Annotated in this window: 18 protein-coding genes; 4 read left to right on the top strand and 14 right to left on the bottom strand. The window is 59.5% G+C overall.

Going from position 1 to position 16996, the window contains the following annotated elements; genetic code table 11:
• Window positions 1–100 precede the first annotated feature (100 nt).
• The 7 genes from GOX21_RS12960 to trpS all read right to left on the bottom strand — a co-directional run bounded on the left by GOX21_RS12960 (window position 101) and on the right by trpS (window position 4793).
• Window positions 101–514: a GNAT family N-acetyltransferase gene (locus GOX21_RS12960; protein ID WP_170377720.1), complete on the bottom strand. Its 414-nt coding sequence runs from the start codon at window positions 512–514 to the stop codon at window positions 101–103.
• Complete coding sequence (tsaB, locus tag GOX21_RS12955; protein ID WP_170377718.1) at window positions 511–1095, bottom strand: tRNA (adenosine(37)-N6)-threonylcarbamoyltransferase complex dimerization subunit type 1 TsaB; 585 nt, start codon at window positions 1093–1095, stop codon at window positions 511–513. The genes GOX21_RS12960 and tsaB overlap by 4 nt, the downstream gene beginning before the upstream one ends.
• Window positions 1085–1648 (bottom strand): NifU family protein, encoded by a 564-nt coding sequence (locus GOX21_RS12950; protein ID WP_170350589.1) that lies wholly within the window; start codon window positions 1646–1648, stop codon window positions 1085–1087. Before GOX21_RS12950 ends, tsaB begins: the two co-directional genes overlap by 11 nt.
• Before the next feature lie 69 nt (window positions 1649–1717).
• The gene (locus GOX21_RS12945; RefSeq protein WP_170377716.1) at window positions 1718–2311 is read right to left on the bottom strand and encodes a 2-hydroxychromene-2-carboxylate isomerase; all 594 of its coding nucleotides are present in this window, start codon (window positions 2309–2311) and stop codon (window positions 1718–1720) included.
• A gap of 10 nt (window positions 2312–2321) precedes the next feature.
• Window positions 2322–2777, bottom strand: coding sequence for a universal stress protein (locus GOX21_RS12940; protein ID WP_170350587.1), 456 nt, complete (start codon window positions 2775–2777; stop codon window positions 2322–2324).
• Between the two features lie 65 nt (window positions 2778–2842).
• On the bottom strand, window positions 2843–3706 hold the full coding sequence (locus GOX21_RS12935) for a branched-chain amino acid aminotransferase (RefSeq protein WP_170377714.1): 864 nt from the start codon (window positions 3704–3706) through the stop codon (window positions 2843–2845).
• Window positions 3707–3764: 58 nt separating this feature from the next.
• Window positions 3765–4793: a tryptophan--tRNA ligase gene (gene trpS, locus GOX21_RS12930; RefSeq protein ID WP_170377712.1), complete on the bottom strand. Its 1029-nt coding sequence runs from the start codon at window positions 4791–4793 to the stop codon at window positions 3765–3767.
• Between the two features lie 86 nt (window positions 4794–4879).
• Here trpS and GOX21_RS12925 point away from each other — a divergent pair, with 86 nt between their 5' ends.
• Window positions 4880–5566 (top strand): rhomboid family intramembrane serine protease, encoded by a 687-nt coding sequence (locus tag GOX21_RS12925; RefSeq protein ID WP_170350584.1) that lies wholly within the window; start codon window positions 4880–4882, stop codon window positions 5564–5566.
• Here the strand turns inward: GOX21_RS12925 and murJ are convergent, their stop codons facing one another.
• From murJ to GOX21_RS12910, 3 genes are read right to left on the bottom strand one after another with little or no spacing between them, the layout of a single operon-like run.
• Window positions 5567–7108, bottom strand: a complete 1542-nt coding sequence (gene murJ, locus GOX21_RS12920) for a murein biosynthesis integral membrane protein MurJ (RefSeq protein WP_170377710.1) — start codon at window positions 7106–7108, stop codon at window positions 5567–5569.
• Window positions 7105–9924: a [protein-PII] uridylyltransferase gene (locus GOX21_RS12915; protein WP_170377708.1), complete on the bottom strand. Its 2820-nt coding sequence runs from the start codon at window positions 9922–9924 to the stop codon at window positions 7105–7107. Before GOX21_RS12915 ends, murJ begins: the two co-directional genes overlap by 4 nt.
• The gene (locus tag GOX21_RS12910; protein WP_170377707.1) at window positions 9884–11056 is read right to left on the bottom strand and encodes a penicillin-binding protein activator; all 1173 of its coding nucleotides are present in this window, start codon (window positions 11054–11056) and stop codon (window positions 9884–9886) included. The genes GOX21_RS12915 and GOX21_RS12910 overlap by 41 nt, the downstream gene beginning before the upstream one ends.
• A gap of 88 nt (window positions 11057–11144) precedes the next feature.
• On the opposite strand from GOX21_RS12910, the gene rsmI reads away from it, so the two are divergent.
• From rsmI to gshB, 3 genes are all read left to right on the top strand, one after another.
• Window positions 11145–12002, top strand: a complete 858-nt coding sequence (gene rsmI / locus GOX21_RS12905) for a 16S rRNA (cytidine(1402)-2'-O)-methyltransferase (protein ID WP_170377705.1) — start codon at window positions 11145–11147, stop codon at window positions 12000–12002.
• 1 nt (window position 12003) lies between these two features.
• Window positions 12004–12369: a YraN family protein gene (locus GOX21_RS12900; protein ID WP_170377703.1), complete on the top strand. Its 366-nt coding sequence runs from the start codon at window positions 12004–12006 to the stop codon at window positions 12367–12369.
• Window positions 12370–12436: 67 nt separating this feature from the next.
• Window positions 12437–13369, top strand: a complete 933-nt coding sequence (gene gshB, locus GOX21_RS12895; protein ID WP_170377701.1) for a glutathione synthase — start codon at window positions 12437–12439, stop codon at window positions 13367–13369.
• Here gshB and GOX21_RS12890 read toward each other — a convergent pair.
• Genes GOX21_RS12890 through cobU form a run of 4 tightly spaced genes read right to left on the bottom strand, consistent with a single transcriptional unit; the run spans window position 13366 to window position 16965 of the window.
• The gene (locus GOX21_RS12890) at window positions 13366–14880 is read right to left on the bottom strand and encodes a YifB family Mg chelatase-like AAA ATPase (protein WP_170377699.1); all 1515 of its coding nucleotides are present in this window, start codon (window positions 14878–14880) and stop codon (window positions 13366–13368) included. The genes gshB and GOX21_RS12890 overlap by 4 nt on opposite strands.
• Window positions 14881–14925: 45 nt before the next feature.
• Window positions 14926–15810 carry a glutathione S-transferase gene (locus GOX21_RS12885; RefSeq protein WP_170377697.1) on the bottom strand — a complete coding sequence of 295 codons (885 nt, stop codon included), beginning with the start codon at window positions 15808–15810 and terminating at the stop codon, window positions 14926–14928.
• A gap of 58 nt (window positions 15811–15868) precedes the next feature.
• Window positions 15869–16447 (bottom strand): histidine phosphatase family protein, encoded by a 579-nt coding sequence (locus GOX21_RS12880; RefSeq protein ID WP_170361448.1) that lies wholly within the window; start codon window positions 16445–16447, stop codon window positions 15869–15871.
• The gene (cobU, locus tag GOX21_RS12875; protein WP_170377695.1) at window positions 16444–16965 is read right to left on the bottom strand and encodes a bifunctional adenosylcobinamide kinase/adenosylcobinamide-phosphate guanylyltransferase; all 522 of its coding nucleotides are present in this window, start codon (window positions 16963–16965) and stop codon (window positions 16444–16446) included. Before cobU ends, GOX21_RS12880 begins: the two co-directional genes overlap by 4 nt.
• Window positions 16966–16996 lie beyond the last annotated feature (31 nt).

The raw sequence follows: 16996 nt of genomic DNA, 5'->3' as shown, positions 1-16996 counted from the left end.
AGCGAGCATAACTGTTGTGATGGCGGGAATTAAGGGCGTTTGCAACCGGTGCGGTCAACTGATTCTTGACCAAATGGTCGAAAAAATTAGGAGGCGTCGGTCAGGTCAGGGCGCAGATCATGACAACGGCGTCGATTTTCTCAGCTTTTTCGCGCAGATAGTAACCCTTGCGCAGGCCGCAGGTTGTGTATCCACAGCGCTGGTACAACGCGATAGCCGGGTGATTGTCTGCCGCAACGTCCAGAAAGGCGCGGGTTGCGCCCAAAGCTTTGGCTTTTGCGTGCCAGTCCTGCATGAGGCGCAGGGCAAGACCTTGGCGCTGACTATTGGGGTGGGTGGCGATTGTCAGCAGTTCAGCTTCACCTGCAGTGACTTGAAACAGGGCAAAACAGTCTGCGTTACCAATGACATGCGTGAAACGATTGGTCAGAAGATCAGCAAATTCTGATTCCGTCCACGGGCGCGACTGCGTGAAGGCTGCCGTATGGGTATGAGCCAATTCTTGCGGGGTCATCCGTCCAGCAGAACCGGTGGTGAGTCCTTTGACGGGGCCGCATCAGCCGGGCGCACATATAACGGGGCAGGGGGCTGGGTCGTGGTGGACCATCTTTGCGCTGTCAGCCGGGCAAGGGTGTTGACCAGCACATCGGCGTCATCATTCAGAATCAGATTTCCAAGTGATTCTGCCTGTTCCTGCGCCATCAGTGCGGGGTCCTGACCGGGCAGCGCGACATAGACTTGCTCGCGGGGTGCGCGGATCGCGGGAATCCCATCCCCGATTTCGGCCAAGGCATCAAAACCGGTAACTCCAACAGCCGGGATACCAAGTCCCAACGCCAATCCCCGCGCCGCCGAAACCGAGATACGGATGCCGGTAAAATTCCCCGGCCCGATCCCGACTCCAATGGCGGTCAGATCGCGCCACGTGCAATCCGCCTCGGCCAGAATCTCTTCTAACAGCGGCATCAACCGTTCTGCCTGCCCGCGTGACATGGGCTCAACGCGCGAAGCGACAATCGTGTCGCCATGTAGCAAAGCGGCCGCGCAATGCGCGGCCGATGTGTCAAATGCCAAAATGATCGGGTCAGACGGCAACGGGGCGAACCTCGGTCACTTCCGGGATGTAGTGGCGCAGCAGGTTCTCAATTCCCATTTTCAGCGTCAGGGTCGAGGACGGGCAGCCAGCGCAAGCGCCTTGCATGTGCAGGTAAACAACGCCCCGGTCGAACCCGTGGAACGTGATGTCACCCCCATCCTGCGCCACCGCAGGGCGCACGCGCGTATCCAGCAGGTCCTTGATCTGATTGACCACTTCGGCATCCTCGCCGAAATGTTCTGCGTGACCTGACCCATCAACAGCATCTTCACCCAATACCGGCTGACCGGACTGAAAATGCTCCATCACAGCGCCCAGAATGGCCGGTTTGATATGATCCCACTGAACGTCATCCGATTTGGTCACGGTGACGAAATCATTGCCAAAGAACACGCCGGTGACACCAGACACTGCAAAAATCCGTTTCGCCAAGGGCGATTTTTCCCCGGCTTCCGCCGAAGGAAAGTCTGCAGTGCCCGCTTCCAGCACCGGCTGACCGGGCAGGAATTTCAGCGTAGCAGGGTTCGGCGTGGATTCGGTCTGGATGAACATGTCACGGCTCCGTTTCAGTTGTACCTGATATGCGGGTCCGGGCCGGGGAAGTCAAGATTTGGAACCATTCTAAATTTCTGCCGCCAGTTGCATCGCCGCATCCAGCCGGTCATCGCCCCAGAACAGTTCATCCCCCACTAGAAAGCTTGGCGCCCCGAAAATCTCCTTGGCCTGCGCGGTCTGAGTCTGTTGGATCAAGGCCGCCTTGATATCCGGGTCTTGACAGCCGGCCAGCGTTTCTGGGGGCAGGCTTGCTTGGGACAGGCAGTCGATCAGCACCTTGTCGTCCGAGATATTGAGGCCATCAACGAATTCGGCGGCATAGACGGCCCGAACAAAGGCAGCCCGTTGAGGGTGGGTTTCAATCGTCATCACTAGCCGCGCAGCCTTCAGACCATTTTGGGGAAAGGGGTCTGGCCGGGCAAATCGCAACCCCCGACGGGCCGACAACCTCTCCATATCGCGCCACATATAGCGCCCTTTGGCGGGATAGATATTGAACGGGGAATTGTCCCAGCCCTGCGCGGCGAAAATCGGACCAAGCAAAAAGGGATGCCATTCAACTGACACCCCGTTCTGCGCAGCCAGATCCTCGATTCGCATCGCACTTAGGTAAGAGTATGTGGATGCGAATTCGAACCAGAACTGGATGCTGCGCTGCATGGGTGCCCTTTTAGGTGATTTCTTCCAGCTTTTCCTTGCTCAGATCACCAGGAACGATGGTGATCGGAATTGGCAGGTTGCCCGAATTCTTGGTCAGTTGCGTCACCAGCGGCCCGGGGCCTTTCTTTTCAACGCCTGCGCCTAGCACCAGCACCCCGATCTCGGGGTCTGATTGCACATGTTCGATGATCTCGGCGACCGGCTCACCTTCGCGGATGGCCAGTTCGGGGTCGATGTTTTGCTTGTCGCGCATCCACTTGGCGAACACCTCGTAATGGGCGTGAATACGCTCGCGTGCTTCCTCGCGCATTACCTCGGCCACGCCGATCCAATGGTTGAACTCATCCGGCGGAATGACCGATAGGATTGTAACGCCACCGCCGGTGTGGGCTGCGCGCATAGCGGCAAAACGCATCGCGTTCAGGCATTCGCGACTGTCATCCAGAACGACCAAGAATTTGCGCATGAAGTGTCCTCGTATATCTCAGGCGATCATGCCCGACCATTTGCGTGCTGGCAATAAGCGGCTGGTTAGCGGGTGCTTAGTGCCCAGTCCCAATACAGCTCGCGCGCACGGCGGGCTATGGGGCCGATTTGATATTGTGTATCCTCCAGCGCGGTGACCGGGGTGATCTTGTTCATGTTGCCGGTCATAAAGACCTCATCCGCCTTGTGGAAATCGTCAAAGCCAAGGATGGCTTCGTGAACGACCGTCCCGTCGGCGCGCAGGTTTTCAATGTGACGCGCGCGGGTGATGCCAGCCAGGAAGGTGCCGTTGGGGGTTGGGGTAAACACCTCTCCGTCACGGACCATGAAGATGTTGGCGGTTGCGGTCTCGGCCACGTGGCCCAGTGCGTCCGCGACCAGCGCATTCGAGAACCCCTTGGCGCGAACCTCTTGCAGCATGCGCGCATTGTTGGGGTACAGGCACCCGGCCTTGGCATTCACCACCGACGATTCCAGAACCGGACGGCGGAATTTTGTGGTACCCAGCGTGACCGAGGCGGTCTCGGGCGCCATCGGGATCTCTTCCAGGCAGATGGCAAAACCAGTGCTGTTTTCCTGTGGGACAATCGCGGTCGCGTCGCCGTCGATGCCCCAATACATCGGGCGAATATAGACGGCTGAGTCCGGTCCGTAAGAAGCCAACCCCTCGCGGATGATCTCGACCATCTGCTGGGTTGAGACGAACGGGGTCAGCATCAGTGCCTCGGCTGAGCGATTCACGCGGGCACAATGTGCCTCAAGATCCGGGGCCATGCCGTCGAAATAGCGTGCACCGTCGAAGACTGACGATCCCAGCCAAGCACCGTGATCGGCCGCGCGCATGATCGGGGCATCCCCGTCATGCCATTGACTTTCGAAATAGGTGCGGATGTTCTTGCCGACTGCCATGACGCCCTCCCATGCTTTGCGCAAACCTAGGAAGGCGCTGCGGTAACGTCCAGCGCAATCAGCCTTGTTTTGAGCTGACCATGCCCACAATTTCGTAAGTCTGCTGCAGGATCGGCGCAGCAATCGCGCGGGCCTTTTCCGCACCTTTGCCCAGAATCCGGTCAATCTCGGCTTCTTCGCCCATCAGGCGGGCCATTTCGGACGAAATCGGTGCCAGTTTTTCCACCGCCAGTTCTGCAAGCATCGGTTTGAATTCACCGAACTGTTTACCGCCAACAGCGGCGAGCACCTGATCGACCGTCTGATCGCTGAGCGCGGCATAGATGTTCACCAGATTGCGCGCCTCGGGGCGGTCTTCCAGACCATCGATCTCGGATGGCAGCGCATCCGGGTCGGTCTTGGCTTTGCGAATCTTCTTGGCGATCGTGTCGGCGTCGTCCGTCATGTTGATGCGGCTCATGTCCGAGGGGTCGGACTTGGACATCTTTTTGGACCCGTCGCGCAGGCTCATGACACGGGTCGCGGCCCCTTCGATCACAGGTTCGGTGATCGGAAAGAAATCGACGCCGTAATCATGGTTAAACTTGATCGCGATATCGCGCGTCAGCTCAAGATGCTGTTTCTGGTCGTCGCCAACCGGCACATGCGTTGCGTGATAGGTCAGGATGTCGGCGGCCATCAGCGACGGATAAGCGAACAGACCCAACGAAGCGTTTTGCTGGTTCTTTCCGGCCTTGTCCTTCCACTGGGTCATCCGCTGCATCCAGCCCATGCGGGCGACGCAGTTGAAGATCCACGCCAATTGCGCATGCTCAGGCACCTGGCTTTGGTTGAACAGGATCGATTTATCCGGGTCGAGACCGGCAGCGATGAAACCAGCGCACAATTCGCGCGTCGAATGGGCCAGTTCCTTGGGGTCCTGCCAAACGGTGATCGCGTGCAGATCGACCATGCAATAGATGGTCTCCATGTCCGGCTGCTGCATATCCACAAACCGCTTGAGCGCACCCAGATAGTTGCCAAGATGCAGGTTTCCCGACGGCTGGATGCCGGAAAACACGCGCGGTGTGAACTGGGTCTCGGTCATCGAAGGGAACTCCCGTCTGGAAAAATCAGCCCCCGTCGCTTACCCATGAGGCCAAGGGACGTCAACCGCCGCGAAAGGCCAGCCCAATGAGCAGTGAGAATTATACACCCGCCGTGAACCCTTTGCCGCCCGTTGTGGTGGCCTTGGTGCTGTTCATTATGGGGGTGGAACTGGCCTTTACCCTGGGAACACGCGGGCTGATCGGCGGTCCGTCGGCGGTGGGATGGCGGCTGGATGCGCTGCAGAGCTATTCGTTTTCGCCTGATATCTTTGATTGGATGGTCGAGAACGGGCGCTGGCCTTTCGAACATGTCATGCGTTTCGTGACCTACCCCTTCGTGTCGGGCTCTTTCACGCAAGCCGTTTTTGTCTGCGTCTTCCTGCTGGCCATGGGCAAGATGGTGGCCGAGGTCTTTGGCGGGTTTCAGATGTTGGTGATCTTCGTGCTGTCTGGCGTGGGCGGGGCACTGGCCTATGCACTGTTGCTGGACCCCCAATACCCGCTGGTCGGAGGGTTCCCGCCTGTCTATGGCCTGATCGGCGCATTCACGTGGTTGCTGTGGCGCAAACTGTCATTGGTTGGTGAAAACCAGCACCGCGCCTTTGGTTTGATCGCGGCCCTGATGGGGATTCAACTGGTGTTCGGCCTGCTGTTCGGCGGTACGTCCGACTGGGTGGCCGATCTGGGCGGGTTTGCCACAGGCTTTGGCCTTTCGTTCCTGCTTGCCCCGGGTGGCTGGGCGCGGATCGTGCGGCGCATTCGCCGCGACTGATCACGACCGACGCAAGGCTTTGCGGAACTCTGACACCTCGAAAGCGCCAAACAGGTGGCCCAGAAAGAAATAGGTGGCCGCGGCAATCTTGATCAGGATGATCAGCGCCAGATAACGCCAGCCGGACAGTTCGAATGCCCAGCCGAATAGATGAATGGCGGCGTATAGAACGGCACCCATCCCCAGCGACGCGGCCACGATGCGCCATGCCCGGTGTTTGAAGCGGTCGTCGAACCGCGCCTCTTCACCCATGCGTCGCGCGCCGAGGATCAGCAGACCGACCATAGCCCACCCGGCAGCCGACGCCGCAATGGCCGGTGCGATCCATCCCACCAACGGGTAAAGTCCAAAGGCCAGCCCGGCGTTTACGACCATTGCAACCACGGCATAGCGGAACGGGGACCGCGTATCCTCACGCGCGAAATAGAGCGGCTGCAGCAGCTTTTGCAGCATGAAGGCAGGCAGGCCGATTCCGTAAATTGCCACTGCCAGCGCTGTGGCCGCGGTGTCCTCGGCGCTGAATTGGCCACGTTCGAACAGGACCGAGACCATCGGGTTTGGCAGGATCACAAACGCCACGGTCGACGGTATGGTCAGCAACAGCGTGAACTCACCTGCGCGGGAAAATGCGTTGCGGGCGCCGTCCTTGTCCCCGGCGCGCAGGCGGCGGGACAGATCGGGCAGCAGCACGATGCCGACGGCAATGCCCACCACGCCCAGCGGCAGTTGATACAACCGGTCAGCCGCGAACAGCCAACTGATCGCCTTTTCGGTTTTCGAGGCTACCAATTGCCCCACCACCAGATTGATCTGAGTGACGCCCATTGCCAGTGCCGCCGGAACGGCGATGCGCACCATGCGGCGCATCTCGGGGCTGAGCTTCGGCAGGCCGGGCCGGATGCGAATGCCTGCACGCTCGGTCGCCACCCAGACCAGCGCCAGCTGTGCGACCCCGGCCAAGGGAATGACTGCGATCAGCCAACGGATCACCTCGCCTCCAGCGGCTGCCCCGGCGATCAGGGCCGTGCAGGCAAAGATGTTCAGCAATACGGGTGCGGCGGCGGCGGCGGCAAAGCGACCCGTGGCGTTCAAAACACCCGAGAACAGCGCTGCCAGCGACATGAACAGGATGTAAGGGAACACCACATATCCATAGTCCACGGCCAGATCGAACCGTTCATCACCGTGAAACCCTTCGGCCGTGATCCAGACCAGCGCGGGCATGAACACCATTGCCAGCCCGACCAGCGCCAGCACCGCCACGGCCAACAGATTGAAGGCGTCCTGCGCAAAGCCTTGGGCGTTTTCCTCGCCTTCCAGCCGCTTGGAAAACATCGGCACAAAGGCCGCGTTGAACGCGCCTTCGGCAAAGAAACGGCGGAACATGTTTGGCAGACGGAAGGCCGCGACAAAAGCATCCATCACCGGACCCGGACCGATATAAGCCGTCAGCAGGATTTCCCGCAAAAAGCCCAGAATCCGGCTGGCCAGCGTCCAGAACCCGACCGTGAACAGGCCTGAAAACAACCGGATCTGCTTCATGAGGCCGCGCGCTCGGCGCCTTCGGTGATGGCTTTGCGCAGTTTGGTTTCAAGCGTGCGCTGTTTGCCTTCCGCATGGTATTTTAGACCAAACATGTCCTTGACGTAAAAGGTGTCGACCACCTGTTCGCCATAGGTCGCGATCACTGCGTTGGCGATATAGACATTGGCCGCGGCCAACGTTCGGGTCAGGTCATAGAGCAGACCCGGACGGTCGCGGGTATCGACCTCGATGATCGTGTAAATCTCGGACCCATCATTATCAAAGGTGATATGGGTCGGCACGTTAAAGGCGCGTTCGCGTTTCTTGATCTTGTCGCGCGATTTCAGCGCATCGCGGGCAACCACCTCACCCTTGAGTGTCTTTCGGATCATCTGGGCCAGGCGTGGCAGGCGGCTGGCCTCGAACGGGTGGCCTTCGGTGTCCTGAATCCAGAAGGCATCGGTTACATAACCGTCTTTGGTGGTGTAGCTGCGCGCATCCACCACGTTGGCCCCGACCAGCGCCAGAGCACCCGCAATTCGCGCAAAGATACCGGGGTGATCGCCCATTGCGAAACAGGCCCGCGTGGCGTCCCGGTCTTCGTCCGGTTGCATGCGGATTTCTACCTCACCCGGATCACCGCTGTGTTCCAGCGCCCGCAGCATCTCGGCAAACTCGACTTGGGTGTGCAGGTTCAGGCCCTGCCAGTACGGCGCATAGTGCCGCCCGGTTTCGACCTTTAGGTCCGCCTTGGACCAATTCGACAACGCGGCACGCAGGGCTTTTTTGGCCTCGGTCCCGCGATTGGCGCGGTTGAGGTCCTCCATCCCGGTTTCAAGCGCGCGCTTGGTTTCGGCGTGCAGGGCGCGCAAAAGGGTGGCTTTCCAGTTGTTCCACGTGTTCGGCCCGACCCCGCGAATATCGCAGACTGTCAGAACCGTCAGCAGGTCCAGCCGTTTGACCGTTTTCACCGCTTTGGCAAAATCGCGCACAGTGCGCGGGTCTGAGATGTCGCGCTTTTGCGCCATGTCCGACATCAGCAGATGATAGCGGACCAGCCATTCCACGGTTTCCGAGTCCGCTTTGTTCAGCCCAAGCCGGGGCGCAACCTTACGGGCGATTTGCGCGCCGAGGATCGAGTGATCTTCGGGTCGTCCCTTGGCGATGTCATGCAACAACAACGCAACATACAGCACCTTGCGGTTCACACCGCCTTTCAGAATGGACGACACCAGCGGCAGCGGTTCAATCAGTTCTCCGCGTTCGATCTGGGCGAGGTTGACGATACATTGGATGGTGTGCTCGTCCACCGTATAGCTGTGATACATGTTGAATTGCATCATCGCCACGATGGGCTCGAACTCGGGCAGAAATGCGGACAGCACCCCCAGTTCGTTCATCCGCCGCAGGGCACGTTCGGGGTTGCCGTGTTTCAGCATCAGATCAAGGAAGATGCGCCGCGCCTCGCGGTTTTCGCGCATATCTTCGTCGATCAGGTCCAGGTTCGCGGTCACCAACCGCATCGCGTCTGGGTGGATCAGCATGCCGGTGCGCAAACCTTCTTCGAACAGACGCAGCAGGTTCACTTTGTCGGCAAGGAATTTCTCGGGATCGGCCACGTCCAGACGACCATGCACCACCCTATAGCCCGCCTTGACCCGCGGTCGGCGACGGAAGATGCGTTCAAGCAGGGCCTCACCTTTCATATGCGAGGCTTCCAGCTTGGTCAGGAAAATACGCGTCAATTCCCCGACATAAGTGGCCTCGCGGAAATAGCGCTGCATGAACACTTCGACCGCGCGGCGCCCGGCCCGGTCTTCATAACCCATCCGGTCGGCCACCTCGACTTGCAGGTCAAAGGTCAGTTGTTCGGTCGGGCGTCTGGTGATCAGATGCAGATGCGAACGGACGGCCCACAGGAAATCCTCGGCCTTTACGAATGTTTTAAACTCTTCGGGCGTAAACAGGCCCAGAGGCACCAGTTCAGCCACATCCTGAACGCCATAGATGTATTTCGCGATCCAGTAGAGCGATTGCAGATCGCGCAGCCCGCCTTTGCCTTCTTTGACATTGGGCTCGACCATATAGCGCTCACCCTGTTTTTGGTGACGCTCATCGCGTTCCTGCAATTTGGCTTCGATGAACTCTCGCTCGCTGCCTTTGAACAGGTCAGCCTTCAGGCGGTTGTCCAGCTCGGCGGCCAGTTTGCTGTCCCCCGCCAGAAAACGATGCTCCAGCATGGAAGTGCGGATGGTGAAGTCCTCGGCCCCAAGGCGCAGACAATCCCTGATCGTGCGGGACGCATGGCCAACCTTCAGCCGCAAATCCCACAGGATATACAGCATGGATTCAATTACGCTCTCGGCCCAGGCGGTGATTTTGTAGGGCGTCAGGAACAGCAGGTCGACATCAGAGGACGGTGCCATTTCCCCGCGCCCGTAGCCGCCCACCGCCAGCACTGCGATCCTTTCCCCCTGTGTCGGGGTGGCCAGAGGGTGCAGATCCTCGCTGGATACCTTCATGGCGGTACAGACCAGCCCATCGGTCAGATAGGTGTAGGAATGGGTCAGCGGCCGCGCATCAAACGGGCGTTCGGCAAAGGCATCGGCAATGGCCTGACGCCCGGCTTTCTGGGCGTCACGCAGGATACGCACGGTCTCATTGCGCCGCGCAGCATTGTCCGAGGTCTTGTCAAAGGCCTCCGACAGCTGTGCCATGACGGCGGCGCTGTCGAAAATTTCATCCGCCGGGCAGATCAGCTCACCCCTGGGGGTGAGCTTCAAACCCGTTTTCTCAGAAACCGGCGCCTGTGAAGCTTTGTGGGGCAGGGTCAATCACTACTACCTGTTTATTCTGGATCGTGGCGACAGCCAGACCGCGTTCATTCGTACCGTTCGGCCGCAGGCGGAAGATACCGCCAACGCCCTGGAAACCGGCGTTTTGCGTCAGCGCCGAAGCGGTCAGAGCGTTGGATTTACCCTGGCTGACAAGTGCGGCGATTGCGGCAATACCGTCATAGGCCAACCCGCTGTTGGGGTGTGGAGCCTCACCATAAGTATTGTTGTACCGCTGCCGGTAAGCTTGGGCTTTTGATTGGTCCGGCAGTGCAAACCAACCACCTTGTACACCGGGCAAGTCCAATGTTTGCGGTGGGATATTCCAGCGCGTCAAACCAATAAACTGTGTGTTTGTTGTAGAAACGCCGGCTTCGGGCAGCAACTGTGAGAATAGCGGCAATGCGCCAACTGTGGTCGAGGTCAGGAATAAGGAATCTGCGCCGGACGCATCGACGGTTGCTTTAACTGAGGGAACCGAATTGATGACGCCCTGCTGCGAACGGTCATACCCCACCGATCCTGCATTGTTCACGCGGCTGCCAGCTAGCGCATTGGCAATGGCGGTTTGACCCAACTGGCCCGCAGCATCGTTGCTGTGAACGATGACCATGTTCGATTTGCCTTGCGATCCGGCAAAATTGACCAGGCGGTTGGCTGTATTTTCGAATGTGTATCCCAGAACAAAGACATTGCCACCTGCAATGCTGGTGTTGTTCGAGAAGGACAACACGTTGACGTTGCTGCTCAGCGCCGCAATGCCTGCAGAGTTTGCAGCCTGCGCATAGACCGGACCTAGGATGATCTTCGCCCCGTCTGCCACCGCCTGCTGCGCAACCGCCGCAGCCGTATTCGAACTGCCCCGCGTGTCATAAACGCGCAGATCGATTTGAACATTTTGCAAATCCGACATGGCCAGCCGGGCTGCGTTTTCCAAGCTGCGTGCCAGCGCCGCATCACCGGCCTGCCCCGATCCGGCAGGGACCAAGAGGGCAACAGGCACGGGGTCGGATGTGTTGATCGACGGACCTCCGCCGATGGTGCTGACGTCGCAGGCGGCCAGAAATGTGGCGGTTGCCAGTACGGCGGCGGTGCGCGCCAGTTTGCGAACGGGCTTGCAAACGGTAAACATCTGAATGAAAACTCCCTGTCCCGGCGGCTTGAGATGCCGCCAATCTATTGGGTCGCGATAATAAACGTCACGCTGTGAGGGTCCAGCTTTGAATTTCCAAAAAGTCAGATTGGGCACCGGCCTGTATTTTGTTGCCACTCCGATTGGAACAGCGCGCGATATCACGCTCAGGGCGCTGGACGTGCTGGCCTCGGCCGATGTGATTGCCGCCGAAGACACTCGCAGCCTGCGGCGGTTGATGGAGATTCATGGCGTCCCGCTCGAAGGGCGGCGCATTCTGGCTTATCACGACCACAGCGGCGCGGGGGCACGCGGCAAAATTCTGGATGCTCTGGCCGAAGGGAAATCGGTTGCTTATGCGTCCGAGGCCGGAATGCCGCTGATTGCCGATCCGGGTTATGATCTGGGGCGGCAGGCGGCCGAGGCCGGGCATATGGTGACCTGTGCGCCGGGGCCGTCGGCGGCATTGATGGCCCTGACGCTGGCGGGGTTGCCGACGGACGCGTTTTTTTTCGCGGGTTTCTTGCCCAACGCAACCGGCGCGCGCCGGACGCGGATCGAGGCGTTGCGGGATGTACCCGGCACGCTGGTGTTTTACGAATCGCCCAAGCGCGTGGCGGCATGCTTGTCGGATTTGGCCGAGGTGTTGGGTGAAGACCGCCAGGCCGCGATGTGCCGTGAGTTGACGAAAAAGTTCGAAGAAATCCGGCGCGGCTCGTTGGGTGAACTGGCCACTGCCCTGCAAGGACAGACGGTCAAAGGTGAAATTGTTCTTCTGGTTGACCGGGGTCATTCGGAATCTGTTAACGAATCCGACATAGAAGAGGCTTTGACGCGCGCCTTGGAAACCCATTCGGTGCGTGATGCGGCGGATCTGGTGTCGCAGATGTACAAACTACCGCGCCGTCCGATTTATCAAAAGGCGTTGAAATTGGGAAAGGGATGACATGACCTCGCGATCTGTCCGAAGTTCGGTTTCCTACCATGCCGGACAGGCGGCAGAGTTGCAGGTCGCAGCCGACTATGAACGTAGGGGTTTCAAAATCGCGCATCATCGCTGGCGCGGCGCAGGCGGTGAGATCGATCTGATAGCCCGGGGCAGTGACGGGCTTGTGTTCATCGAAGTCAAGAAAAGCACCAGTTTCGACATGGCCGCAGCGCGGATTAGCCAGCGGCAGATTGACCGGATTTTCACCTCGGCAGCGCAATTTCTGGAAACGGAACCGGGCGGGCAGCTGACAAATGTTCGGTTTGACGCGGCGTTGGTGGATGCCACGGGGGCTGTTCAAATCATCGAAAACGCGTTTGGTTAGGCCTGACACCCATTGAACCCTCGGCCCCTCTGGGCCATGTATCTGGCGTGAAACTGAGGGACACGCCATGAAAATCGCCTTTCAGATGGACCCGATCGGGGCCGTGGATATCAACGCAGACAGCTCATTCCGTCTTGCCGAAGAAGCACAGGCGCGCGGGCATATGCTGTTTTTCTACAGCCCGGACCAGTTGGCCTATCAAGAGGGGCGGATCACCGCGCGCGGTCAGGACATGAAAGTGCAGCGTGTGGCAGACAACCCGGCCGAGCTGGGCCCGGAACGCGAGGTGGATTTGGCCGAGTTCGACGTGATCTGGCTGCGTCAGGACCCTCCGTTCGATATGCATTATATCACCTCGACTCATCTGCTGGATCGTCTCAAAGGGCAGGTGTTGGTGGTCAATGATCCGTTTTGGGTGCGGAATTACCCCGAAAAGCTGCTGGTTCTGGATTTCCCTGACCTGACCCCGCCAACCACGATCGCGCGTGATCTGCAAACCATCAAAGCGTTCAAGGAAAAGCACGGCGATGTCATTCTGAAGCCACTCTATGGCAACGGTGGCGCGGGCGTGTTCCGGCTTGATGCGAATGACCGCAACCTGACCTCTCTGCACGAGCTGTTTACAGGCTTCTCGCGCGAGCCATTGATCGTGCAGAAATTCCTACCCGATGTCAGCAACGGCGACAAGCGCGTGATCCTTGTGGATGGCGAGGCCGTGGGCGCGATCAATCGTGTTCCGGCGAAGGGTGAGACACGGTCAAACATGCATGTTGGGGGGCGGCCCGAAAAGATCGGCCTGTCCGAGCGTGACCGAGCGATTTGCGCGGCGATCGGCCCGTTGCTGAAAGAAAAAGGCCAGATTTTCGTCGGGATCGACGTGATCGGAGACTATCTGACCGAGATCAACGTGACCTCGCCCACCGGCATTCAGGAGCTTGAGCGGTTCGACGGTGTGAACATCGCCGAAAAAATCTGGCAGGCCATTGAAGCCAGGCTTTAAGAGGCAACCTTGGCGCTGATGCGAAAGCTCAGCGCCTCGGCCACGTGCGGACGCCGGACATCTGGTGCGCCATCGAGATCGGCAATCGTGCGCGCGACCCTTAAAATACGGTGAAAGGCACGCGCTGACAGGCCAAACCGTTCAGCGGCTTTCAGCAGCAACTCTTTGCCTTCAGCATCCGGAGCGGCAATCTCTTCCAATATCGAACCCTCAACATCGGCATTCTGCCGCGTAGCGGGCGTGTCCTGGAACCGTTCGGCCTGAATGGCGCGGGCCTGGTCGACGCGCGCTGCAACGGTCGCCGAACTGTCGCCGGAAGGTGGCAGGTCCAGATCGGTGAACCCGACTGGGGGCACCTCGATCCGCAGATCAAACCGATCCATCAGCGGGCCTGATATGCGGCCCAGATAGTCCTCTCCGCAGACAGGCGCGCGAGAACAGGCGCGGGCGGGATCGGTCAGATATCCACATTTGCAGGGGTTGGCTGCAGCCACCAGCATGAACCGGCAGGGGTATTTCACATGGGCATTTGCGCGCGCGACCATAACCTCGCCAGTCTCGATAGGTTGGCGCAGGGTTTCCAGCACGGTGCGCGGGAATTCGGGAAATTCGTCCAAGAACAGAACGCCATTATGAGCCAAGGAAATCTCGCCCGGCTTGGCGCCCTTGCCACCCCCAACGATCGCCGCCATAGAGGCGGTATGGTGGGGTTCGCGAAAGGGACGGCTGCGGCTGATGCCGCCTTCGTCCAGCAACCCGCACAGAGATTGGATCATCGAAGTTTCCAGTGCCTCGGTCGGGGTCAGAGGCGGCAGAATACCGGGCAGGCGCGCGGCGAGCATGGATTTACCCGATCCGGGTGTGCCGATCATGATCAGGTGGTGGCGGCCTGCGGCGGCGATCTCCAGCGCGCGCTTGGCCCGTTCCTGCCCTTTTACATCGCGTAGATCGCGGGCGCTGGGCGCCAAGTTCACTTCGCCGGGTTGGGCCGCAGGCAAGGGCGACTGGCCCGAAAAATGGCGTACGACATCGCCGAGTGATCCCGCGCCGATGACCTGTGTGGCATCCACCCAAGCCGCCTCGGCGCTGGAGGCTCGGGGGCACAGCAACGCGCGATCCTCGGCTGCGGCAGTCATGGCGGCAGGCAGCGCACCGACGACCGGAACCAGCGAGCCGTCCAGAGACAACTCGCCCAGCGAAACCGCGCCTTCGGCGGCGTCGGGCGGGATGATTTCCAACGCCGAAAGCAGCGCGACGGCGATGGGCAGGTCGAAATGGCTGCCTTCTTTGGGCAGGTCAGCGGGGGACAGGTTGATGGTGATCCGTTTCGACGGCAGCGCGATGGCCATCGAACTCAGCGCGCTGCGGACGCGGTCGCGGGCCTCGGACACGGCCTTGTCGGGCAGGCCTACGATGGAAAAAGCGGGCAGGCCCGGCGAGACGGCGCATTGCACCTCGACCGGGCGGGCATCAACCCCTTGGAAAGCGACGGTATGAGAACGGGCGACCATGAACGACCTGTTTGGTTAACAGGTCGTTGCTGCCATGGATGCGGTTTACGAATGGTTAACGGTGTCGGTCATTGCTAAGAATTTTGGCCAGGCACCGGGGTCCGCAACCGTTTTGTCGCGGCAGAATTGGTTACAGAATCCCCAGCGCTGACCGTCCAGTTCCAGAAAATGGGTGACCGCTTTGCCGGAATAAGGACAGATATCGTTGATCGATGGTCCGTTATCTACAGATTGGGCATCGGTTTGCGCGCCGATGGGCCATGCCTGTGACGGCAGGTCGAATGCGTAGGGGAACGGATCATAGGTCACGGTCAATCCCATTGCGCGCCATTGTCGGACCGAAGGGTCGGATAGCAAATCCAGGCAATATTCCCGATTAGCCACGGACACAGGCAAACCATAGCCAATGATCCGCGCGGCCACGGGGGTGTAAAATACATCCACCAGAGAATACCTGCCGAAAAGCGGCCCGGAGTCTGCACCGGATATAGTGCGGGCATGTGCCCAGAGGGTTTCGATCCGGTCCAGATCAACCAGCGTTTCAGGCGATGGATCAAATCCCTGCCAGCAGTGCAACAGCTGCATCGAACATTCCGCGCGCAACGCGGCGAATCCGGCAGTCATTTCGGCGCATAGCCACCGGGCCGTTGCGCGGGCGGCCACGTCTTCGGGCCACATCCCGGCCTCTGGATGCCGTTCGGCCAAGGTCTCGGCCATGGCAAGGCTTTCGCCCACTATGGTCCCATCCGGCAGGCGCAGAGCAGGGACAAGGCGCGCCGGGGCCAGCGGCTTCATATCCTCGGCCATGGTGCCGGAATAGAGGCCAATCATGTGGTTTCGGTAGGGCAGGCCGAACTTTTCCAGCATCAGCCAACCGCGCAAGGACCAGCTGGAAAACAGGCGGTCTCCAATAAATAAATCATAGGTCATACGACTACGATGGCGCGCCGCGATCGTTCAGTAAATCAGTGATTTGTGCGGGGTGTGATCACGGACAGTGATTGATCTGCCCAACCGACCAGCGATCGCCGTGATGGGTGATGTCGGTGACCGAGAGGTTGTCGATGCGATGGCTGAACGCCTCTTGTGCGTCAACGCCAAGGGCGCGCTGCACCTGGGTCAGGATCACGCCGAAATGGGCCACGATGATCAGGTCGTGGCCCGTGTGATCGACAATCAACTGGTCGATCACGGCATCGACGCGGGCGCAAACCTCGTTCCAGCTTTCACCTTTGGGCGGGCGCACGTCGCCGGGATTGTCCCAATACGCAAAGGCCAGATCGGGGTTTTCGGCCTCAATCTCTTTGAAATTGCGCAACTCCCATGTGCCGAAGTGAATCTCGCGCAGGTCTCTATGATGCGGCAGGCGCTGGCGTTTACCTTGAATGGCCGATGCCGTATCGGTGGCCCGCAGCAAGTCAGATGATACCACCAGCGCCTTGTCTGGCAGATGGTCGTGCAATCGCGCGATAGCGGCGTGATCGCTGAGGTCGGCAGGCAGATCGGACCACCCGACCATGGTTTTCGCATGGGTCGGCCCGTGACGAACAAGATGCAGCCGGGTCACGGCAATTGTCCTTTCAGCACCAGCGGAAGCCCTGCTGTTACCTGCACGGCCAGATCGGCCTGTGCGGCCAGCGCGATGTTCAACCGTCCCTGTGCTTCGCGGAAGCGGCGGGACAGAGCGTTGTCCGGGACGATGCCATGGCCGACTTCGTTCGAGACGATGATAACCGGCGCCCGGCACGATTGAAGGGCCTGCAAAAGCACAGATTGGGCTTGTTCCAGATCGTTTTCAGCCAACAGATGATTGGTCAGCCACATGGTGGCGCAGTCGATCAGACAGATATGATCGGAGGTCAAATCGGACAGGGCCGAACCAAGATCAAATGGGGCTTCGATCGTCGCCCATCCTGCACCGCGTTGGGCGATATGGCGCTGAACCTTGTCGCGCATCTCATCATCAAACACTTGTGATGTGGCGAGGTAAACGCGAGTTTTTTTTGATAAAACAACAAGTTGCTCGGCAAAAGCAGATTTACCAGAGGCCGCGCCACCCAACACAAAGGTTAAATCCGGATACACTATTATTACCTTTCTGGTGATCCACCCGGTT

Source organism: Ruegeria atlantica (genome assembly GCF_013032005.1).
Taxonomy (GTDB): Bacteria; Pseudomonadota; Alphaproteobacteria; order Rhodobacterales; family Rhodobacteraceae; genus Ruegeria; species Ruegeria atlantica_A.
This window is presented reverse-complemented; position numbering and strand designations above follow the sequence as displayed.

Excerpts from the sequence above, each read along its gene's own strand:
- GOX21_RS12935 (WP_170377714.1), bottom strand. The coding sequence starts at position 3,706 with ATGGCAGTCGGCAAGAACATCCGCACCTATTTCGAAAGTCAATGGCAT.
- GOX21_RS12940 (WP_170350587.1), bottom strand. The coding sequence starts at position 2,777 with ATGCGCAAATTCTTGGTCGTTCTGGATGACAGTCGCGAATGCCTGAAC.
- murJ (WP_170377710.1), bottom strand. The coding sequence starts at position 7,108 with ATGAAGCAGATCCGGTTGTTTTCAGGCCTGTTCACGGTCGGGTTCTGG.
- GOX21_RS12945 (WP_170377716.1), bottom strand. The coding sequence starts at position 2,311 with ATGCAGCGCAGCATCCAGTTCTGGTTCGAATTCGCATCCACATACTCT.
- GOX21_RS12900 (WP_170377703.1), top strand. The coding sequence starts at position 12,004 with ATGACCTCGCGATCTGTCCGAAGTTCGGTTTCCTACCATGCCGGACAG.
- gshB (WP_170377701.1), top strand. The coding sequence starts at position 12,437 with ATGAAAATCGCCTTTCAGATGGACCCGATCGGGGCCGTGGATATCAAC.
- GOX21_RS12960 (WP_170377720.1), bottom strand. The coding sequence starts at position 514 with ATGACCCCGCAAGAATTGGCTCATACCCATACGGCAGCCTTCACGCAG.
- GOX21_RS12925 (WP_170350584.1), top strand. The coding sequence starts at position 4,880 with ATGAGCAGTGAGAATTATACACCCGCCGTGAACCCTTTGCCGCCCGTT.
- GOX21_RS12910 (WP_170377707.1), bottom strand. The coding sequence starts at position 11,056 with ATGTTTACCGTTTGCAAGCCCGTTCGCAAACTGGCGCGCACCGCCGCC.
- GOX21_RS12890 (WP_170377699.1), bottom strand. The coding sequence starts at position 14,880 with ATGGTCGCCCGTTCTCATACCGTCGCTTTCCAAGGGGTTGATGCCCGC.
- trpS (WP_170377712.1), bottom strand. The coding sequence starts at position 4,793 with ATGACCGAGACCCAGTTCACACCGCGCGTGTTTTCCGGCATCCAGCCG.
- GOX21_RS12950 (WP_170350589.1), bottom strand. The coding sequence starts at position 1,648 with ATGTTCATCCAGACCGAATCCACGCCGAACCCTGCTACGCTGAAATTC.
- GOX21_RS12885 (WP_170377697.1), bottom strand. The coding sequence starts at position 15,810 with ATGACCTATGATTTATTTATTGGAGACCGCCTGTTTTCCAGCTGGTCC.